General features: G+C 40.4%; 19 protein-coding genes. 13 read left to right on the top strand and 6 right to left on the bottom strand.

The window, feature by feature from the left end:
* Positions 1-24 precede the first annotated feature (24 nt).
* Both hemF and ribA read right to left on the bottom strand, forming a co-directional pair.
* Positions 25-975 (bottom strand): oxygen-dependent coproporphyrinogen oxidase, encoded by a 951-nt coding sequence (gene hemF, locus F931_RS19995; protein WP_016142953.1) that lies wholly within the window; start codon positions 973-975, stop codon positions 25-27.
* 125 nt (positions 976-1,100) lie between these two features.
* Positions 1,101-1,703 (bottom strand): GTP cyclohydrolase II, encoded by a 603-nt coding sequence (gene ribA / locus F931_RS20000; RefSeq protein WP_002116908.1) that lies wholly within the window; start codon positions 1,701-1,703, stop codon positions 1,101-1,103.
* Between the two features lie 303 nt (positions 1,704-2,006).
* Here ribA and dxs point away from each other — a divergent pair, with 303 nt between their 5' ends.
* The 9 genes from dxs (at position 2,007) to F931_RS20045 (ending at position 10,780) form a co-directional block, all read left to right on the top strand.
* Positions 2,007-3,911 carry a 1-deoxy-D-xylulose-5-phosphate synthase gene (gene dxs, locus F931_RS20005; RefSeq protein ID WP_016142954.1) on the top strand — a complete coding sequence of 635 codons (1,905 nt, stop codon included), beginning with the start codon at positions 2,007-2,009 and terminating at the stop codon, positions 3,909-3,911.
* A 121-nt stretch (positions 3,912-4,032) separates the two neighbouring features.
* Positions 4,033-4,863, top strand: coding sequence for an inositol monophosphatase family protein (suhB, locus tag F931_RS20010; RefSeq protein WP_005078362.1), 831 nt, complete (start codon positions 4,033-4,035; stop codon positions 4,861-4,863).
* A 406-nt stretch (positions 4,864-5,269) separates the two neighbouring features.
* On the top strand, positions 5,270-7,132 hold the full coding sequence (gene deaD, locus F931_RS20015) for a DEAD/DEAH box helicase (protein ID WP_016142955.1): 1,863 nt from the start codon (positions 5,270-5,272) through the stop codon (positions 7,130-7,132).
* Between the two features lie 106 nt (positions 7,133-7,238).
* Positions 7,239-7,448 (top strand): hypothetical protein, encoded by a 210-nt coding sequence (locus F931_RS20020; RefSeq protein WP_016142956.1) that lies wholly within the window; start codon positions 7,239-7,241, stop codon positions 7,446-7,448.
* A gap of 90 nt (positions 7,449-7,538) precedes the next feature.
* Positions 7,539-8,357 carry an ABC transporter ATP-binding protein gene (locus tag F931_RS20025; protein ID WP_016142957.1) on the top strand — a complete coding sequence of 273 codons (819 nt, stop codon included), beginning with the start codon at positions 7,539-7,541 and terminating at the stop codon, positions 8,355-8,357.
* On the top strand, positions 8,354-9,130 hold the full coding sequence (mlaE, locus tag F931_RS20030) for a lipid asymmetry maintenance ABC transporter permease subunit MlaE (protein WP_016142958.1): 777 nt from the start codon (positions 8,354-8,356) through the stop codon (positions 9,128-9,130). Before F931_RS20025 ends, mlaE begins: the two co-directional genes overlap by 4 nt.
* Positions 9,130-9,813, top strand: coding sequence for an outer membrane lipid asymmetry maintenance protein MlaD (locus tag F931_RS20035; RefSeq protein ID WP_014207762.1), 684 nt, complete (start codon positions 9,130-9,132; stop codon positions 9,811-9,813). The genes mlaE and F931_RS20035 overlap by 1 nt, the downstream gene beginning before the upstream one ends.
* A gap of 26 nt (positions 9,814-9,839) precedes the next feature.
* The gene (locus F931_RS20040; RefSeq protein WP_016142959.1) at positions 9,840-10,481 is read left to right on the top strand and encodes an MlaC/ttg2D family ABC transporter substrate-binding protein; all 642 of its coding nucleotides are present in this window, start codon (positions 9,840-9,842) and stop codon (positions 10,479-10,481) included.
* Between the two features lie 11 nt (positions 10,482-10,492).
* Positions 10,493-10,780, top strand: a complete 288-nt coding sequence (locus F931_RS20045) for an STAS domain-containing protein (protein ID WP_016142960.1) — start codon at positions 10,493-10,495, stop codon at positions 10,778-10,780.
* 72 nt (positions 10,781-10,852) lie between these two features.
* On the opposite strand, the gene F931_RS20050 is transcribed toward F931_RS20045, so the two are convergent.
* Positions 10,853-11,866 carry a magnesium and cobalt transport protein CorA gene (locus tag F931_RS20050; RefSeq protein ID WP_016142961.1) on the bottom strand — a complete coding sequence of 338 codons (1,014 nt, stop codon included), beginning with the start codon at positions 11,864-11,866 and terminating at the stop codon, positions 10,853-10,855.
* A gap of 159 nt (positions 11,867-12,025) precedes the next feature.
* Between F931_RS20050 and F931_RS0104015 the strand changes: the two genes are divergently transcribed.
* Together F931_RS0104015 and mutT are read left to right on the top strand one after the other, a co-directional pair.
* A complete protein-coding gene (locus F931_RS0104015) occupies positions 12,026-12,607 on the top strand; it encodes an LOG family protein (protein ID WP_025470442.1) in 582 nt (193 codons plus the stop codon).
* 14 nt (positions 12,608-12,621) lie between these two features.
* Positions 12,622-13,023, top strand: a complete 402-nt coding sequence (mutT, locus tag F931_RS20055; RefSeq protein WP_016142963.1) for an NUDIX hydrolase — start codon at positions 12,622-12,624, stop codon at positions 13,021-13,023.
* 1 nt (position 13,024) lies between these two features.
* On the opposite strand, the gene comF is transcribed toward mutT, so the two are convergent.
* Together comF and recG are read right to left on the bottom strand one after the other, a co-directional pair.
* Positions 13,025-13,654, bottom strand: coding sequence for a ComF family protein (gene comF, locus F931_RS20060; protein WP_025470443.1), 630 nt, complete (start codon positions 13,652-13,654; stop codon positions 13,025-13,027).
* Positions 13,647-15,692, bottom strand: a complete 2,046-nt coding sequence (recG, locus tag F931_RS20065; protein WP_005067253.1) for an ATP-dependent DNA helicase RecG — start codon at positions 15,690-15,692, stop codon at positions 13,647-13,649. The genes comF and recG overlap by 8 nt, the downstream gene beginning before the upstream one ends.
* A 20-nt stretch (positions 15,693-15,712) precedes the next feature.
* Between recG and F931_RS20070 the strand changes: the two genes are divergently transcribed.
* The gene (locus tag F931_RS20070; RefSeq protein WP_016142965.1) at positions 15,713-16,528 is read left to right on the top strand and encodes a Rossmann-fold NAD(P)-binding domain-containing protein; all 816 of its coding nucleotides are present in this window, start codon (positions 15,713-15,715) and stop codon (positions 16,526-16,528) included.
* Between the two features lie 79 nt (positions 16,529-16,607).
* A complete protein-coding gene (locus F931_RS20075; RefSeq protein WP_016142966.1) occupies positions 16,608-17,591 on the top strand; it encodes a putative solute-binding protein in 984 nt (327 codons plus the stop codon).
* 46 nt (positions 17,592-17,637) lie between these two features.
* Here the strand turns inward: F931_RS20075 and plsB are convergent, their stop codons facing one another.
* Positions 17,638-20,211 carry a glycerol-3-phosphate 1-O-acyltransferase PlsB gene (gene plsB / locus F931_RS20080; protein WP_016142967.1) on the bottom strand — a complete coding sequence of 858 codons (2,574 nt, stop codon included), beginning with the start codon at positions 20,209-20,211 and terminating at the stop codon, positions 17,638-17,640.
* Positions 20,212-20,382 lie beyond the last annotated feature (171 nt).

Genomic DNA, 20,382 nt, shown 5'->3' on the forward strand with positions numbered 1-20,382 from the left:
AAAGAATCTCCAAAAAGCAAAAAATTAAGCGACTTTTTCTTTTAGATTTAACCAGTCACGTGGTTTTAGGTAATAGTCAGTTAAACGTTTCTCTGGTGAATCTTCATCCCATTCTGGACGATACGACCAACCTGCAAGGTTAGGAAGGCTGACTAAAATAGATTCGATACGTCCACCTGTTTGTAAGCCAAATAATGTTCCGCGGTCGTAGACTAAGTTATATTCGACATATCTACCACGACGGTAGAGCTGGAACTCTCTTTGAGCTTCGGTGTAAGGCTGTTCACGGTGTTTTTCAAAAATTGGTAGAATGGCATTTAAATAACCATTGCCTACAGCTTGGATATATTTAAAGCAGGTTTCGAAATCCCAGCAATTTAAATCATCAAAGAATAAACCACCGACACCGCGCTGTTCATCACGATGTTTTAAATAGAAGTAGTCATCACACCATTTTTTATGTTCAGTGTAGACATTGTCTCCAAAAGGTTGACATAGATCGTATGCGGCTTGATGCCAATCGATAACATCTTGTTCATCTGGATAGAACGGTGTTAAGTCAAAACCACCACCAAACCACCAAATCGGATCTTGACCTTCACGTTCCGCAACGAATAAACGTACATTGGCATGAGAAGTTGGAATATTGGGGTTTTTAGGATGAATCACCAATGACACACCAAGCGCTTGAGCTTTAGCACCAGCAATTTGAGGGTGTCTTTCTGTAGCAGAAGCGGGCAGTTTACTAATATTGATGTGAGAAAACATCACACCACCTTTTTCAATCACGGTGCCATTTTGCAAAACTCGTGAACGGCCACCACCACCTTCTGGACGTTCCCAATCATCAATAATAAATTCACTCGTACCGCCCCCAGCTTTTTCTTGTTGTTCTAAACCAGCACATATACGGGCTTGTAAATCGAGGAGAAATTCGCGGACACGTTGAATATCTGTTGAAGTCGGATGCTGCATAGTGACCCTCAAAGATGATTGAGATAGGAGATAGATACATCAAAACACAAAACCATAAAAAAAGTAAGGGATTTTTAAGAAATGTCTTAAAAATCCCTTTTAATTATTTTTAAATTTCTAATTTTTTAGAAATCATCTTTTTGATAAAGATGATCCATCCGTTCACGTTTAGTTTTTAAATATTGTTCATTAAAGGGGTTACGTCCAACGGTTAATGGAACACGACCAACCACATTAATACCTTGGTCCTTGAGTGCCTGAATTTTCAAAGGATTGTTAGTAATTAACTTAACTTCTTTTACTTTTAAGTGATCGAGCATAATGCTGCACATGTCGTAACGGCGTGCATCGGCGGGTAAATTTAAAAGTAAATTTGCATCTACCGTGTCATGCCCTTGATCTTGCAAGGCATAGGCACGAATTTTATTTGTGAGCCCAATACCACGGCCTTCTTGGCGTAAATATAAAATAACGCCTTGACCTGCTTCGTTGATGAGCTTTTGAGTTGCCTGTAATTGAGGGCCGCAGTCACATTTTAATGACGCAAAAGCATCACCTGTTAAGCATTCTGAATGAACACGTACTAAAACAGGGCCTGTGGGTGGATTTTCTAACCCTTTAGAAAGTGCCACATGTTCTTCCCCTGATACCGGATCTTGAAACACAGAAATATTGAATTCACCAAAAGCGGTCGGGAGTTTTGATGTTGCAATGAACTCTATAGGCACAGATTAACTCATCTTTTAACCGAAAACGGTTTAAAGTATAGCGTAATGCTGGGAGATTGGTCGAATTGTCATAATCATTTTGAGCACTAAGGTTTTCTTTTTTGTATAAAGAAGACGATAATAGTTGATAAATAGTCAGATTATTCAGGATAATCTGCCAACCATACCCATACTGTATGAGAGACTGCTTTGCATGACCTCGTTCGCAAATGTGGCTGATTGAAGGTGACTTCATTCGATTGTATGATCGACCCATTTTGACCCAGCTTAGGATTTGCCAGGCTTATAAAGGCTTTGCCACATATGTTGTATACCGAAATTCCAACTCAACGCCCTGTTACGCCATTGTTAGATGCAATTGATCATCCTCAACAATTACGTCAGCTCGAGCATAGCCAATTGGTTCAAGTGGCTGATGAGTTGCGTCAATATATTTTATATGCAGCAGGCCAGAGTGGTGGCCATTTCGGTGCTAACCTCGGCGTGGTTGAGCTGACGGTTGCGCTGCATTATTGCTTTAATACTCCAAATGACCGATTAGTTTGGGATGTAGGACATCAGGCGTATCCGCACAAAGTCCTGACTGGTCGTCGTGAGCAAATGACAACCATCCGTGCTAAAAACGGTTTAGCAGCATTTCCAGCTAGAGAAGAATCAGTTTTTGATACCTTTGGTGTAGGGCATTCATCCACTGCGATTTCAGCAGGTTTAGGAATGTCTTTAGCGCGTCGCTATCAAAACGACCCATGTGATGTGGTATGTATTGTTGGTGATGGTGCAATGACGGCAGGTATGGCATTTGAAGCCATGAACGATGCTGTCGCACATGACGCTGATTTAATTGTTGTACTTAATGACAATGACATGTCGATTTCTTGTAGCACAGGTGGCTTTGCTAAGCATTTAGCTGCAATTTGGGAAAAAGGCCATTTAGTCAATGTCGATGAACATGGTGAGGCGTATGTACAGCCACATCCGAAATGGACGTACAACTCTCGTTTACATCAATCGGCAACAGATGCGGCCGATAATTTATTTAAAGCTATTGGTTTCGATTACTTCGGTCCTTTCGATGGGCATGATGTAAATCAACTTGTTCAAGTATTTAATGCATTAAAAAAACGTAAAGGTCCACGCTTAGTCCACGTTTATACTAAAAAAGGTAAGGGCTTTACCCCGGCAGAAGCTGACCCAATTACCTACCATGCAATTAGTAAAGTTAATGCGACTTCAGCGGGTAAAACACCGCCAAAATATTCAGATGTATTTGGTCAATGGTTGTGTGACGAAGCTGCACAAGATGAACGTTTATTAGCGATTACTCCAGCTATGTGCGAAGGCTCAGGCATGGTTAAGTTTGCTAAAGAATTTCCAAAGCGCTTCTTCGATGTTGCAATTGCTGAACAGCATGCAGTAACACTTGCAGCAGGGATGGCGTGTGAAGGGTTAAAACCGGTTGTTGCAATCTATTCAACATTCTTACAGCGTGGTTATGACCAACTTATTCATGATGTTGCATTACAAAATCTTGATGTAACTTTCGGTATTGACCGTGCTGGTTTGGTGGGTGAAGATGGTCCAACTCATGCAGGTGCATATGATTATGCATACATGCGTACAGTCCCAAACATGGTCATCATGGCACCAAAAGATGAAAATGAATGTCGTCAAATGCTACATACTGCCTATGCCTATAATGGTCCAGCGGCAGTACGTTACCCACGTGGTGCAGGGGTAGGGGTTGAAATTCAGCAAGAGTTAACTGCTATTGAATTAGGTAAAGCCGAAATCGTTGCTGAAATTAAACCTGCTTGTGATGAGCAGATTACGATTTTGGCATTTGGTAGCCGTGTTATGGTTGCCATAGAAGCTGCTGAGCAATTTGCACAAAAACACGATGTCGGTGTGCGCGTTGTAAATATGCGTTTTGTGAAACCACTTGATGAAAAAATTATTCGTGAGTTGGCTGAACACACACATTTATTTGTCACTGTTGAAGAACATGCAATTATGGGTGGTGCGGGCAGTGCGGTAAATGAGTTCATGGCACAAGAACAAATTGTGAAGCCTATTATTAATTTAGGTCTGCCAGATTTGTTCTTACAACAGGCGTCACACGGTCAAATGCTACAAGATTGTGGGTTAGATGCTAAAGGTATTTTGAGCTCGATTGAGCGAGCTTGGCTTAAGCTAAATCAGGTGGTTTAAGCCTTTAATAAAATTTTTGAAACATTTTTTCCCCTAAAGCGCATTCATTTGCTAAAATGTATGCGCTTTTATGCATTATTCTTTGTCAAAATCTTCAAATTTGTATTGTAGTGGGTGTTCAATGGAACCTATGGTGGTTATGGCTGCGCGTGCGGCTCAAACAGTTGGTCAAGAGCTTTTAAAAGCGCATCAAAATCGTCATAAACTCGATTTGCAAGTTGAAGAGAAAGGCATTGATGGCCCGGTAACACGTGTAGATCGTTATTTGGAACAATTGACGATTGATACATTACGTAAAAGTTATAAAAACCATAGCTTCTTAGGTGAAGAGTTCGGTTTGCAAGAAGGCAAAGGCCACGATGCAGACTGGTGCTGGGTAATCGACCCACTTGATGGCACGCAAAACTTTATTAATGGTTTCCCTCATTTCTGTATTTCTATTGCAGTTCAGCATAAAGGCGTTACTCAGCACGGCGTAATCTACGACCCAGTACGTGACGAATTATTCTCTGCAAGTCGCGGTCGCGGCGCGGTGATGAACCAACGCCGTATTCGTGTAAATGTAAAAGATACTTTAGAAAATACATTCTTGGCAGTAGGCCATCCTTACCGTGCTAAACGTGCTGGTGAGATCGTATCTTATGCAGAACAACACTTTGCTTCATTATTAGCTGTTACTCAAGCAGGCGCACAAATTCGTCGTGGTGGTTCAGCTGCCCTAGATTTAGCATATGTTGCTGCTGGTCGTTTTGATGGTTTCTTTGAGCTTGGTTTAAAACCATGGGATATCGCTGCTGGTGAGCTTATTATTAAAGAAGCAGGCGGTGTAGTGGTTGATGCACGCGGTGGTAATGAATCTCTTGAAAATGGTCAAGTGCTTGCAAGTTCACTCAAAATGCTAAAACCTTTAATGCAAACTGTAGTTCCAGCTTGGGCTCAAGCTGCAAAATAATTTAATTATTTATAAATAAAACCCTCTTTTATCAGAGGGTTTTATTTTTTTAAGCCATAGGTAAATATTACGGAGTTCAATAAATATGAAGAAAGTTGATTAAAACACATGACTTTTAATTTCTTTCTGCTATAATCCGCCCACGCACTTAAATTTCCGTTCATTACCTGAACATTCTGTTCTATTCATTGTAAGCGCACGCTGTCCATAGAGAGGACCATTTCTTGCGCCCCGATCGCTCAGCGATTCTTCAGGTTCGGCCGTAATCAAGCGTGCGTTTAGTCCACATCGTCGTTACTCGGATTGCTGCTGAAAAAACGTTTCAGCTAACTTTGCTTTGCCGCTTTGTGCCGATGTCTATTTTGTATTTATTAAAAATGGAGCACCCACTAGGGTGAAACTCTCTATGAGCAAAACTTTTGCCGAATTTTCTTTGCATGAAACCTTACAACAAGCGCTTGAAGGTTTAGGTTTTACTACCCCGACTCCTGTGCAAGAACAATCTATTCCTGCAGCTTTAGAAGGAAAAGACCTTCTAGTATCTAGCCAGACTGGTTCTGGTAAAACTGCGGCATTTTTATTACCGACATTACATAATTTAGCTGGTCAAGAAACTTTTGTTCCGTTCAAAGAACGCATGAAAGCTGTGACCCAACCTAACATTTTAGTTTTATGCCCAACACGTGAATTGGCTCAACAAGTTAGCCAAGATGCGATTGCTTTTGTACGTCACATGAAAGGTGTTCGTATTGCTGCAATCATGGGTGGTATGCCTTTTGGTAAACAAATCCAACAGCTTAAAGGTGCGCAAGTTATCGTTGCGACTCCTGGTCGTTTATTAGACTTAGTTAACCGTCGTCAATTAAAGTTAGATAAAGTTGAAGCTTTAATCGTTGACGAAGCTGACCGTATGTTAGACCTCGGCTTCTCAGAAGATTTAGAAGCGATCAGTGATTTAGCTGGTAACCGTCGTCAAACATTAATGTTCTCTGCAACTTTCGCTGACCGTATTATTCGTCTTGCTGAGCGCATGATGAATGAGCCTGAGCGTATTGCAATTGAAACAGGTCACAGCACAAACACTGACATCACCCAAACTTTACACTGGACAGACGGTTTCGAACATAAGAAGAAACTTCTGACTCACTGGTTGGCTGATGAAACTCTTGATCAAGCGGTTGTATTCGCGAGTACTCAAGAAGATACAGATATGTTGGCTGAAGAACTTGCAGAAGCAGGTCACTCTGTAGTTGCACTTCACGGTGCAATGCCACAAACAGTTCGTAACCGTCGTTTACGTAGTATTCGTGAAGGTCGTGCAAAAATCTTGGTAGCAACAGACGTTGCTGCACGTGGTCTTGACGTACCGACAATTTCTCACGTAATTAACTTCGGTTTACCAATGAAACACGAAGACTATGTACACCGTATTGGTCGTACAGGTCGTGCTGGTCGTACAGGTCAAGCAATTACTTTAGCGACTTATCGTGAACGCGGTAAAATCCGTGCGCTTGAAGACTATTTAGATGCACGTTTAAGTGTTTCTGAAATTGAAGGCTTAGAGCCATCTCCACCTCCTGCTCGTTCAGGTCGTGATGGCGGTGGTCGTGGTCGTGGCGGCAACGGTGGTCGTGATGGTCGTCGTGGTGGCGGTTTTGGCGGTGGTCGTCGCTTTGAAGGCGAAAGCAACTTCAAACGCCGTGAAGGTGGTCGTGATGACCGTTCACGTCGTAGCTTCGATGACAAACCACGTGGTGAACGCCCATTCGGTGGTGAAGATCGTCCACGTCGCGAGTTCAATTCAGATCGCCCACGTCGTGAAGGTGGTTTTGAAGATCGTCCACGTCGTGAGTTCAACTCAGATCGTCCGCGTCGTGAAGGTGGTTTCAACGATAAACCGCGTTTTGACTCAAATGATGACAACCGTGGTAACCGTGTAGATTACAAACCGCGTCGTGAAAATGGTTTTGGTGATCGTCCAAAACGTAGTTTCGGTGGTGAAGATCGTCCACGTCGTAGCTTTGATGATAAACCTCGTGGCGAACGTCCATCATTTGGTGGCGAAGATCGTCCACGTCGTGAGTTCAACTCAGATCGTCCACGTCGCGAAGGTGGCTTCAACGATAAACCACGTCGTAGCTTTGATGATAAACCACGTGGTGAGCGTCCAGCGTTTGGTGGCGAAGATCGTCCAAAACGTAGCTTCGGTGGTGAAGATCGTCCACGTCGTAGTTTTGATGATAAACCGCGTCGTAAATTCGACCGTTAATCAAGAATTTATTTAAAGAAAGGCCAGTATTTATACTGGCCTTTCTTATTTTTCAGTTTTGTTATAAAATAACAAAGTGTGAATTAGTTCAATTTTTTATTAAATAATGAGTCAAATTAAACGAAAAGAAACAATAATGGCGCAGTTGAAGAACTTATTGGTTCAGCACGGTTTGCCTTATCTTTTTATTGCACTCGTTTTGTGTAATGGGGTTTATTTTGCCTATGCTTTTATAACTGGGACTTCTATTGAGCAGTTTCAAATTTCTGAATTAACTTCTTTTTACGAACATACCTCTTCTATTTCGATCAAATAAGTTAGCTTTGCTTGTGTCAAAATAACAACAAGTTTGCTAATTTTCAGTGTTATAGTATGCGTGCATAAAAGTGCAGGAACGATTGCCATTATGAATAATAAAACTCCTCTCTCGGCTCAACCACTTATTGAAGTGAAAAATTTGAGTTTTAATCGAGGGGAACGCGTCATTTATGACAATATTAGTTTAAATATACGTCGAGGCCAGATTACGGCCATTATGGGACCTTCTGGTACAGGTAAAACAACATTATTACGTCTGATCGGTGGACAGTTAGTTCCTGATCAGGGCGAAGTTTTGCTCGACGGTAAAGATATTGCCAAAATGTCTCGTCAGGAACTTTTTTCAGCCCGCGCACGTATGGGAATGTTATTCCAGAGCGGTGCTTTATTTACGGATATGTCCGTCTATGAAAATGTGGCATTTCCAATTCGAGCCCACACCAAGCTTCCTGAAAATCTAATTGCTGAACTGGTTGCATTAAAACTTGAATCGGTAGGTTTGCGTGGTTCTGAACAGTTAATGCCAACAGAACTTTCAGGTGGTATGAATCGTCGTGTCGCTTTAGCACGCGCAATCGCGCTTGACCCTGATTTAATCATGTACGATGAACCTTTTGCGGGGCAAGATCCGATTGTAAAAGGTGTGTTGACACGTTTAATTCGTTCATTGCGAGAAGCTTTAGATTTAACCACAATTATTGTTTCGCATGACGTTCCTGAAATCCTTTCTATTGCTGATTACATTTACGTTGTAGCAGAAGGGAAAATTCAAGGGGAAGGAACGCCAGAAGAGTTACAGGCATATGCTTCTCCATTTGTGCGCCAATTCTTAACAGGTTCGGCAGAAGGACCAGTTGAATACCAATTTAGTCATCAAGCCTATTTAGATAACGAGGTTCGTCCATGAATACGATTGCCTGGTTAGGTAGACTCGTTATTGAGCGGATTCGAGGGATTGGTGTTGCGGCACTAATGCTCTTACAAATTATTTTTTCTTTTCCTTCATCTGGTGGTTTTGGGCGATTTATTTACCAAATGCATCGGGTAGGGGTGATGTCTTTGTTAATTATTACTGTGTCTGGCCTATTCATTGGTTTGGTACTTGGTTTGCAAGGATATTCAATTTTAGTGAACGTCGGCAGTGAATCAATGCTAGGTACTATGGTGTCTTTAACATTGCTGCGTGAATTGGCACCAGTAGTTGCTGCTTTATTATTTGCTGGTCGAGCAGGTTCTGCATTAACAGCAGAAATTGGTTCAATGAAGCAAAGTGAACAACTTGCCAGCATGGAAATGATTGGGGTTGACCCATTAAAACAAATCGTATCACCACGTCTTTGGGCGGGAGTGGTCAGTTTACCCATGCTAACTGTCATTTTTGCTGCGATTGGTATTGTGGGTGGCAAAATGGTAGGTGTCGATTTTCTTGGCGTCGATGAAGGCTCATTCTGGAGCGGAATGCAAAACAACGTGCAATTTGGGCATGATGTCGTAAATGGCATTATCAAAAGTATTGTGTTTGCTTTGTTATGTACATGGATTGCGGTATATCAAGGATATGCGTGTGATCCGACTCCAGAAGGAATCGCAACTGCAATGACGAGAACAGTTGTATATTCTTCATTATGTGTTTTAGGTTTTGATTTCGTGTTGACTGCGGTCATGTTCGGAGGGATTTAATGAAATCACGTAGTAGTGAGCTGGCCGTAGGTATCTTTGTTATTATCTTCGGTATTGCCCTGTTCTTTTTAGCCATGAAAGTTAGTGGCCTTGTGGGTACCAACTTAAATGATAGTTATACCATGAAGGCTCAGTTTGATAACGTCAATGGTTTAAAGCCTCGTGCTAAAGTAACGATGAGCGGTGTCACAATTGGTCGTGTTGATTCAATTACTCTTGATCCAGTTACGCGTTTAGCTACCGTAACATTTGATTTAGATGGGAAGTTGACAAGTTTTAATGCTGAACAGCTAAAAGAAGTTCAAAAAAATGCTTTAGATGAACTCCGTTATAGTTCTGACTACACGCAAGCTTCTCCAGAGCAACAAAAAGCAATGGAACAGCAACTGACCAGTAACATGAACTCCATCACAAGTATTGATGAAGATGCTTATATAATGGTAGCAACGAATGGTTTGTTGGGTGAGAAATATTTGAAAGTCGTTCCGGGTGGTGGCTTAAACTATCTTAAACGTGGCGATGTGATTTCAAATACTCAAGGAACCATGGATTTAGAAGATTTAATTAGTAAATTTATTACTGGCGGTGGTGCAGGTAAAGTTGCCGCTGGTTCAGCCTCAACAGATGCAGGTACTCCTGCAAGCACTAATAATGATAGTGCACAAACATCATTTGTTGAGTAAAAGATTATTTGAAGGAGTAGTTCCAGGTGAATACGTTGTTTAAACAAACCCTGACAGCAAGTCTTTTGTCTACGATGATTGCAGGTACAGCATTTGCTGCGCCTTCAGAAGCACCACCTGATTTTATTAAGCGTGTTGCTGATGGCTTGATCGCTCGTTTAAAAGCAGATCATGCAAAATTACAAAGCAATCCTGCGTTGGTAAAAACGATTGTACGTCAGAATTTAGACCCGTATGTAGATTCACAAGCGTTCACTCGTATTGTGATGGGTACTTATGCGACGAATCAGTATAGTACAGCTGCACAACGTGCTCAGTTTGAAACGAATTTCCGTAATACATTAATTGAAAATTACGGCAGTGCATTTGCTAAATATACGAATCAAAGCTATACCATGCGTCCTTACAAGGCAACTGCGGGTAAAAACCCTGTAGTGACATTGGACTTTAATCACAATGGTGAAAAAATTCCTGTCTCTTTCCAGTTAGCTGACAAAGGTACTCAGTGGAAAATCCGTAATATCAATGTTTCTGGTATTGATTTAGGATTACAGTTCCGTAATCAGTTTGCTGCAACAGTGAAACGCAATGGCGGTGATTTAAATAAAGCAATTGCAACGTTCCAACCTGATGCAGACGCAGCTGTTAATCAAAACAAACAGAAATAAGTAGGTGACGAGTGGTTCAGTATCTCAACCAACAATTGGTTGTTTCGGGAAAAATTGATTTTGAAAATGCGGAACAACAGTATCAAGCAGGTTTGGCTATCATAAAGAAGCAGCAAAGCTTCCCTCTAGTGGTAGACTTAACTGAGCTTGAGCATGGTAGTACCTTGGCATTGGCTGTTTTAGTTCAATGGTTACGAGAAACTCCAAAAAATACTGGTTTGCATTTTAAAAATGTACCCGAGAAAATGCTGAAGATCATTCAAGCTTGCCATTTGCAGGAAGATCTGCATCTGATCTGATGTTTAAGATATAAAAAAGCACCTATATTTAGGTGCTTTTTTATGCTTGAAATTAGCATTTTATTACAAAGCTTAAATCCATTTTTTCCAGCGGAAGTAAATAATTGGACCAATAAAGAAACCCATGATAATGAGTAATACAACGAAGAAGCTAGTCGTGCCATGCGCAAAAGGTAATACATCTGTGTTCATGCCATAAATACTGGCAATGAGCATAGGTGGAGCTAACATGCTTGGCAAGATCGAGAATCGACGAATCGTGTCATTCTGTTCGGTATTAATGAATCCGGAAGTCGTATCAAGTAAGAATCGTACTTTTTGGAATAAGAAGGCATCATGTTCTACCAGTGAGCGCACATCCTCACTTAGTTCTCGAATGTCGGCATCATAGATGTGACTGCCTAATGCTCGCGGACGCGATAAGAATGTGAGCACACGTCGTAAATCAATGAGACAGAGCTGAGCTTTTCCTAGCATATCTTCTTGTTGAGCAAGGCGTGTAATCATGTCATCAAGATCTAGAATTTTTTCACGTTGGTGGTTATTTAGAACCTCTGTGGAGTATTTTTCTAAATCTTTGTGGATATCTTCTAAGATATCCGCAAGCTCATCGAGTTTTGCTTCAAGAAGGCCCAATAAAATCCATGTAGGATCTTTATAGTCCATGTCATAGTCATTTCGACGAGCACGTGCACGAAAGGCGCGAAAAGCAACTAACTTTTCCCCGCGCATCGTGAACAGGCGGTCCTTATGTAAAATGAAAGCGACCGTTTGCACCATTGCTAAAATGTGTGATGAGTCTTCTGCGTCACCATCTACCTGATAATTTTTATTTTTCGTTAAAAAATAAGTACTGATATGCAAAATACCGTCATCATCACGGTAAAATCGGGCAGAGGATGAAATATCTTCAAGCGACTTTAGTGTTGGTAAGTTTTGGTCATAGGCATCTAATACCCATTGTTGCTCTTCTTGTGAGGGTGCAATAAGATCAAGCCAGACTAATTCGGGATGTAGATCAAATCCACCATTGATGGTGGCATCTTCCAGACTTCCGCGTTCTGTGGCATAAAAGGCTTCAAGCATGTGTCTTTTTTCCTCACGCAGTCTGATGGAAATGGATGGGTGTATTTTAGACAAGGATTTGCCGAAAAACACTTGCCAATACGCTATTTTGCAAAAAAAAACTCTATCGATAGTTTAGTTTGTCAGCATGACAGTTCAATAAAACGGTTTTTTTACACTATGAAATCAATTTGTATTTTCTGTGGTTCATCTCTTGGTTCAAACCCAATTTTCCAACAAATTGCCCAAGCTACAGGCGAGGCTATTGCAAAACAAGGTAAGACCTTGGTTTATGGTGGTGGTCGCTCAGGTCTAATGGGTGTCGTTGCCGATAGTGCCTTACAAGCAGGTGGACAAGTCATTGGCGTGATCCCTCGTGCTTTAGTCGATCGTGAGTTAGCTCATCCGGGCTTAACCAGATTATATGTGGTCGAAAATATGCATGAGCGTAAAACTAAAATGGCGGATCTTTCAGATGGCTTTATTGCTTTGCCGGGTGGCGCAGGTACATTGGAAGAAATCTTTGAACAATGGACTTGGGCGCAATTAGGGATTCATCAAAAGCCATGTGCTTTCTTAAATGTAGCGGGTTTTTATGAAGATTTACTTAAAATGATCCAAGGAACAGTAGATAATGGATTTAGCCAAGCACGGTTCGTTGATAAATTGATCGCATCAGACAACATTGAAGATATTCTTCAACAGTTTGAGCAATATCAGGCTCCTGCTCCAAAATGGACAAATGCAGATGTTCAACCATAAACGAGGTTAAATAGGTGAAAACAATCACGGTCGCTGCCGCAGTGATCTTAAATGAGCAAAATCAGTTATTGCTCGTAAGAAAGCAAAATACTCAAGCTTTTATGCAAGTAGGTGGCAAGCTGGAACCCAATGAGGCACCAGAGATCACCATGCAGCGAGAAATTTTAGAGGAAGTAGGTAGCTCTTGTGTGATTGAGCAATTTATTGGCCATTTCGAAACTGCAGCTGCCAATGAGCCAGATCATATTTTAGTAAGCCATTTATATCTAGTTCAGCTCGATCAAGCACCTAAAATTGCAGCTGAAATTGCAGAAATGAAGTGGATAGATTTAAATGATTCGGAAACTCAACTTGCACCATTAACCAAAGAAATTGTCATTCCTTGGTGTGAAGAGTATTTATCTATAGTGCAATAGCCTAATTCTTTAGTGTTGCCGCTAGGCAAGCCATGTGAATAGATGTACAGCCTAATTGTTTAAGGGCTTGACTGAGCGCATGAATAGAGCTTCCTGTGGTTATTACGTCATCAATAATGAGAACACGGCGATAACGTCGTTTCTCTTTATGATGAGGTACAAATTGTTGTTCTATATTTTCAAAACGTTCTAGTCGAGAAAGACCTTTTTGAGAATGTTCGTTTAAACGTTGAATTGGTTGCCAAACAGGTATTTTTAAGTGTTTGCTTAAAATATTGGCAAGTAATAATGACTGATTAAAACCACGTTCAATTAAACGTTGATTGGAAATAGGCATGGGTACAATAGCTTGTACTTTAGGAAATTTTAATTGTTTTAAAATTTCCCCTAATAAGATTTGATAATGTAATTTTTGTTCATATTTAAACTGCTGAATAATTCGGTTAACTGGATAAGCATAGTCACAGGCCACAAGCACAGATTGATTATTACGTTGAATCGTTTGTTTAAGCCAAGGCAGCTGTTCCCAACAGTCTTTACAAAGTGAATATTTTTCTCGCACCCCTAACTCGCACAATGAGCAAGGTGAAAATAGTTGAATAAGATGTTGGACGTTTAAAAAACTAAACATAGGCGTAGCGAGGTGCCTCAGGAAGCCAGCGCTTTAATAGAGCATCTGCCTGTTCTGGATAATCTTTTAAAACTTGCTGTGCTACATAGTGAGCTTGACTCAGTAAGTGATCATCTCGCTCTAACCGAGCAACTCTAAATCCCATATCGCCAGTTTGTTTAGTCCCTAGTAATTCACCCGGTCCGCGTAACTCTAGATCTTTTTCTGCAATCACAAAGCCATCATTACTTTCTCTTAAAATAGAAAGTCTCTCTTGCCCATTTTGTGAAAGAGGCGTTTTATATAGAAGTACACAAAAGCTGGCTTGAGCGCCTCGACCTACACGACCACGTAATTGATGTAACTGAGAAAGGCCCAAACGCTCAGCATTTTCAATCACCATAATAGAGGAGTTAGGAACATCGACTCCAACTTCAATAACTGTTGTTGCGATAAGAAGTTGTAATTCATTATTTTTAAATGCTTGCATAACAGCTTGCTTTTCGTCAGCTTTCATTTTGCCATGCACCAAGCCAATGTTGAGTTCAGGAAAGCGTTCTTTCATTTCCTGATAGGTGGCTTCTGCTGCTTGAGCATCTAAAGTCTCAGACTGCTCAACTAGTGTGCATACCCAATACGCCTGTTTTCCATCTCTGCAATTTGAAGCAATACGTTGCAGTACTTCTTCTCGACGATCAAGAGGAATGGTAACCGTTTGAATTGGAGTACGGCCCGGAGGTAACTCATCAATAATTGACGTGTCCAAATCACCATATGCACTCATTGCTAGAGTTCTTGGAATGGGAGTGGCCGTCATGACGAGTTGATGTGGGGTGAACTGCTCAGCACCTTTATTACGTAGAGCTAAACGCTGATCTACACCAAAGCGATGTTGTTCATCAATAATTACGAGTCCTAATTTAGCAAAACCAACATTGTCTTGAAATAAGGCATGAGTACCCACAATAAGTTCTGCGTGACCTTCTTTAATTTGTTGTTCTGCTTGAGCGCGGGCTTTACCTTTTTGTTTACCAGACAACCAGGCAACTGTAATGCCTAATGGTTCAAACCAACGTTTAAAATTCAAATAATGCTGTTCTGCCAGAATTTCAGTAGGAGCCATTAATGCAACCTGCCAATCGGCTTCTAAAGCATGGCACGCGGCCACAGCAGCAACTAAGGTCTTTCCAGCACCTACGTCACCTTGCACTAGGCGTAGCATAGGTTGGTGCTGTTTTAAGTCATTTAAAATTTCTTTAGATACACGTTTTTGTGCATTGGTCATTTGAAAAGGTAAAGCTTCTAATAGCTTTTTAGCTAATATTTTGCTGCTTGAAAAAGCAGGTGATGCAATTTGACGAATATAAGCACGGCGATTAAGTAAACTAATTTGATGTGCAACCAGTTCTTCAAAAATAAGCCGTTGCTGCGCAGGATGAGATCCTTGGGCCAATTGGAGCATATTGGCATCAACCGGAGGCTCATGAATGTAATACAAAGCCTCTTTCAGCGCATAGCCATTGGTATATTGTTTTGGAAGTAACTCTGGTAGGGCATCACTGTGATGCTTTAAAGCTTGTTTAACGTATTCGCGTAATTTAGGCTGAGTCAGCCCATCCGTACTTGGATAAATTGCTGTCAGCTGAGTTTTTGGTAGAGGTGTATGTTCATGAATGAGCTGAATTTCAGGATGATACATCTCAAGGCCGCGAGCACCTACACGAACTTCACCAAAAATACGTAAGCGATGACCAGGTTTTATTTTGTCAGTCAGGTTTTTATAAATATGATAAAAGCGTAAGGTGACTTTACCAAATTCATCTTGCACCAAAGCTGCCATGGATTTTCTTTTTCCCGGAGGGAAGTCAATTGATTTGACTTCACCTTCTAGCAAATAGCTCCGTCCAACCACAAGTTGATTCATTGGAATAATCGTACTTCGGTCTTCATAATCACGTGGCAGATGAAACAGTAAATCATCTGTGGTAAAAATATTTAGTTTTTCGAGCAGGGCTGCTGAAGCCGATCCAACGCCTTGTAACTGATGGACTGAAGTCATGTCCCCTCAACGAGTTTTCTATGCATATATTATTTATCGGTTATGGTAAAACATCTCAGCGTGTTGCTAAACAACTATTTGAGAAAGAACATCAAATTACCACAATCAGCCGTAGTGTAAAAACGGATAGTTACGCAACACATCTTGTCCAAGATATTTTTTCGCTTGATTTGAGTCAAATTGAACCTGTAGATATCGTGTATATTTTACTTTCTCCAAACGAGAGTACGGTTGAGGGCTACCAGCATACTTATGTAGATAGTATTGAACCGATTCGAGAAGCATTAAAAATACATCCGGTAAAAAAAATAATCGTTGTTTCGTCGACGCGAGTTTATGGTGAAAATGCGGGGGAGATCATTGATGATTTTAGTGAAATTCATCCAAGTGATGAACAAGGCCATATATTACGTAATATGGAGCTACTCTGGCAGAAACATTATCCAGCCCAATCTGTAATTATTCGCCCTACTGGTATTTATGGAACTTCTGTTGCCCGTTTAAAGAAAATGGCTGAAAATAATCAAAATTATCCAAACATACATTATAGCAATCGAATACATATTGATGATTTAGCAAGATTTTTAGCTTTTATGGCTGACTACGAAACTCATCAAGCGAGCTATATTGTGACGAATAACCAGCCATTACCATTACATGAAGTTATAGTCTGGTTTCAAAAACAATTAGGATTGCCAGAGTTAACTTTGGAATCAAGCCAAATTTCAGGTAAAAGAATTTATGCGAAATATTTGCCAGCAACGGGTTTTCAGTTAGAGCATCCAATTTGCTTTAATGACTATTTATTATGTTTAAATGTTCATGGTACTAAATAAAATTTTGATTAAACTTTAAATAAGAACAGAAATACCTGATGAGGCAGTCAAATTGCCGATAAAGATAAAAAGGTTGAAAGTGAAAAAAATTTGTTTAGCTCTGATTTTGAGCGTATTAGCTGTTGCGAGTTGGGCTGAGGATCAGGTGTGGTGTGCATATGATCCTATTGGGTCCCAAGGGGATATTACTCGCCGTTTAAATGACATTCGGCTATATGCCCAGCAATATCAAGTCAAATTTAAAGTAGTTACCTATCAAAAAGAACAGCAGGCGATACAAGCTTTTGATGATGGGAAATGTTCTGGTCTAGCTGCATCCAATTTCAATACTTATCGTTATAACCAGTTTATGGGGAGTACCGCGGGTATAGGACTAATTCCTAATAATCGTACAGCCAAAAGCTTCTTGCAGCTTTTAAATCACCCTACAATTGAGAAAAGACTGGTTTCTAAGGACTATGAAGCTGTAGGAATGATTCCTATTGGAACTGCTTACATGGTTTTAAAAAATAAGAAACTTTCTAGAGTCGCTCAATTAAGAAATCAACGTATTGGTGTGTTACCCAATAATCCACCGCAACAAGCATTGGTACGAAGTGTAGGTGCTCGGCCAGTTTATGTTGATTTATCTAACGCGATTGTGCAGTTTAAGCAAAATAAAATCGATATTGTTCCTGCTCCTGTGTATGGCTTATTGCCATATAACTTACAAAAAGAATTTGGACAAGATACTCAAGTTATCAATTTTCCTTTGGCATATTTTGGGGTCAATTTAATTATTAAACCGCAAGCTTATCCTGCTAATTTTGGCCGAAAAATTCGGGGATGGTTTGTTCAGAATAGCCAATTGCTGACTAACCGTGCGACACAATGGGAAAATCATTTACCTGCTTATTATTGGGTGGATGTCTCTTTTTATGAAAAACAAAGTTATGATGTAATGGTTGCCAAAATACGTAATCAGTACGTCCTTTCAGGTTACTACGATGCTTATTTTGTTCAACTTATGAAGCGTCTGCGGTGCATGGATGATCCACGTTATTTTGAATGCCCAATTCGTTAATAAAATAAAAGGCAACCGAAGTTGCCTTTTATTTTGTTTGGAGACTTTAAGCTTTTTTACGTTTTAAGCGACGTTTAGCTTGTTGAGATGCCATTGCTTCAAGAGCATCTTTTAACTCTTCGTCGGTAAAGGTGGTGATGTGCTGTAACATTTGCAAGGTTACTTCATCAAGCACCAACTGTGCACCAGCAGCCATTTGACGGAAGTTATCATCAAACTCAATTTGGCCTTGATCGTTAGTACGAATGTAATTTTGCTGTGTAAGTACTTTTAAGAAGCTTTGGAATAAAGCTTTATCGAAGAACTCTGGCGAATTAAATTCATAGAGGACAGACAAACGTTGTCCGAGTAGATGACTTAACTCTTCAACTTGTTTCGCAGAAATATTCCCCGAACCGCGTTGAGTAATGAGCGCAAGCGTCATGTAGTAACGCTCAAGACTTTGCTTAACAGGAGTAGCTAAAACAACAAGCTGATTATGTTCTTCTGTATTTGGTGCAGAGCTAATCAGGTTACCTTCATCGTCTTGTTGGATAAGGTTTGATTGAACTAACGCATCAGCATATTGCTCAATTTGTGCCTTAAGCTCGCTACTCTTCCATTTAAGGAATAACTCAGCTTTCAAGAATGGATAGAGCGTATAGATGACATTGGTTAAATCTGAACGACTGATCTTTCCATTATGTTCAACAAGTGAAGCCACCAATGATGGTAAAACAAAGGCGTGCAAAATGTTATTGCGGAAGTAAGTCAAAAGAACGGCTTGATTATCTTCAATCGCAATAATATCGCCAAGCGCATGCTGAACTCGTTTGATAAGTTTAAGCTTTAAACCATACGCAATAATTTCTTTACCAGAAAGTGGCGTTACTTCCATACGTTGGTCATATGGGAAGTTTGATGCCAAGTTACGATAAGCTTCAAGTTGCTTAATACAGATTTCTTCATCAAGCGTATGCTTTGGCGTTGCAAGCAAAATAATAGAAAGTAAAGAGACAGGGTTAATGACCACCGCTCGGTTAATATTTTCTAAAATTGCGTGTGCAGAGCTATTTACCGCATCTGAAACAGCTTGAGGGATTGGGTCGTCATTTTTCTCGATGTAAACGTTTTCTGCATTATGTTGCTTAAGCAGATCATCAAGGAAAACAGGTTCACCAAAGTTTACGTGGACTTTACCAAAGATACGTTCAATTTTTCGTAAGGTTTTCACAATACCAAAAATAGATTCGGCTTCTTTTGGCTTACCTTGCATTTCACCTACGTAAGTAGAGCCTTCCATGAGTCGTTCATAACCAATATAAGTTGGTAAGAAAACGATTGGTTTAGCACGGCCACGTAAATGGCTGTGAACTGTCATGGCAAGCATACCGGTTTTAGGCGGTAATAGGCGTCCTGTACGTGAACGTCCACCTTCAATAAAGTATTCAAGTGGGGTATTACGTGACAAGATGCTATATAAGTATTCTTTAAATACAGTGGTGTATAGACCATTACCGCGGAAAGAACGGCGAATAAAGAATGCACCGCCTCCACGTAAAAGCTGCCCAACAAATGGTAAGTTTAAGTTATCACCCGCAGCAATATACGGAACCATCAATCCACGTTTATAGATCACATATGACAATAATAAATAATCAATGTGACTGCGGTGGCAAGGTGTGTAGACAACTTCATAGTCTTTTGCCAGCTCACGAACTGTACTAAAGTTATGTACTTCTACGCCGTCATAAAGCTGAGTCCATAAGCGCGTTAAGGCAAGGTCAGCAAAGCGCACTGCTGAATGTGAATAATCCGATACGATTTCATTCACATAACCAATCGCACGGCGTTCCGCTTCAAGCATGCTCACTTTTCCGCGAATACTTTCACGGCGGATTGCCTCTTGAACATCACGAGATTTTACGACTGACTGCATGACATTACGGCGATCCGATAAATCGGGACCTAGCACCACTTCACGCTGACGGTCTAAATAATCATTTAACGTACTTACAATATAAGTTGCTGGTGAAAGATTTGGATAATGCTGCTGGGCATATTCAACCAATTCACGTAGCGATTGCGGTTCATGAAACTCTAAATAAGATTGACGACCATGCAAACCAATATTAACCAACTGCTTAACTGTGCTTGGCGTTGCCCATGTGTCGGAAAATAATAATTTAAACCAAGAATCTTCTTTATCTGGCGAACGGCCCCATAAAACTGTAACCGGAACAAGTTCTATATCAAGTTCAGGATTTTCTTGTAAAACTTCAATCAATTTTATTAAGCGTGGTGGAAAAGCATGAGGAGGCGGATTCAGTAAATTATTTTCATCATTGTGCTGTAAAAATAAAACTGATGCTTTTTCCTGATGAGCGCCAACAACTAATGGATCTAACGCAGGTTTTAAATTTAAACGACGCGTTTCCCCATCAACCACTAAAGCATTGCTTCTAGAATGGTTTTGCAAGACATAGCAAACCACTTTTTGGCGCTCAGTCTTTGCTTCTGTTTCTGTTGTTTCTGATACTGGTTCAGTAGGAACTTCCCCAAGAACATGTGGTGTTACCACGAGGTCAAGTAGTTTACTCGAAAGCCGACGATACATTTGACCAAACCCACTCTTGGACATAAGAACTCCTACTTCTTAAAGACAAATCCCAGCACCAAATGCAGAGGGTAATTATTTTGCGGCATTTATTAAAAAAAACAATATGCTACTTTCTTATAAATTATAATGCTTTTGGCATATTTTATCGTTAAAAATCGTATTTTTAGCTGTTATATGAGCAATGTTCGTCAG

It is taken from the genome of Acinetobacter pittii ANC 4050 (assembly GCF_000399685.1).
GTDB lineage: Bacteria > Pseudomonadota > Gammaproteobacteria > Pseudomonadales > Moraxellaceae > Acinetobacter > Acinetobacter pittii_E.